The following is a 690-nucleotide window of genomic DNA, read 5'->3' on the forward strand; positions in this document are numbered from 1 at the left end:
CCTGATTCAAGCTTGGTTGATGCCATAATGCGCCATCCATCACCACCACCGCATGACGTCCTTTTGGAACGGCTTTACTAATCTCTTGCATATGCAATAACATGGTGTGTTTATTAACGAAAGGCAGTACTAAGCCGACCGCTTTCTTTGTCGCTGGACAAAAGGCACCAAACAGATAAGCGGAATGAAACTGTTGCTGCTTGATCAGTCGAGGTCGCCCACCGCGGTAATGCCAAACTCTGGTCAATGAGCCTTGTTGTCCTATTCGAGTTTCATCTTGAAACCAGATGTCCACTTGATCTAGGCTCACATCAGTAGGCAGTGACGCCTTAACCTGTGCTATAAAGTTTTTTTAAAAGCGTCTTGAGCTTGTATGTCGGCTTTTGGATGCTGACTACGAGCACTTATCCAACTCATATCAATACGCTTGAGTAGCTCGTAGATACCGTTAACGGTGTAGTGAGCGTTGTAGTGTTCTTTAGCCAATTGCTGAATGTCTTTGCCGGTTAGACGACCGCCAGCGCGCTTTTCTTGTTCAGAGACTATCATGGCTTTAAAAGCGGCTATGTCTGCTTCTGCCAATTTGCTGTGACGACCTCGACGATGACGATCGTAGAGACTTTCAAGTCCTCGTTCATAATATCGCTTCAATGTCCGTCTGGCAGTTTCAGGATGTATGCAGAGGTCTTT

The 690-nt window shown here is 46.1% G+C and carries 2 protein-coding genes; both read right to left on the reverse strand.

The window, feature by feature from the left end:
* Window positions 1-310 (reverse strand): transposase (locus tag JMX98_RS13965; RefSeq protein ID WP_201587439.1); only part of this gene is annotated, 310 nt, incomplete at its 3' end.
* Window positions 311-339: 29 nt separating this feature from the next.
* On the reverse strand, window positions 340-690 hold a 351-nt coding region (locus JMX98_RS13970), incomplete at its 5' end, for a winged helix-turn-helix domain-containing protein (protein ID WP_201587442.1).

Source organism: Psychrobacter sp. HII-4 (assembly GCF_904846595.1).
GTDB lineage: Bacteria > Pseudomonadota > Gammaproteobacteria > Pseudomonadales > Moraxellaceae > Psychrobacter > Psychrobacter celer.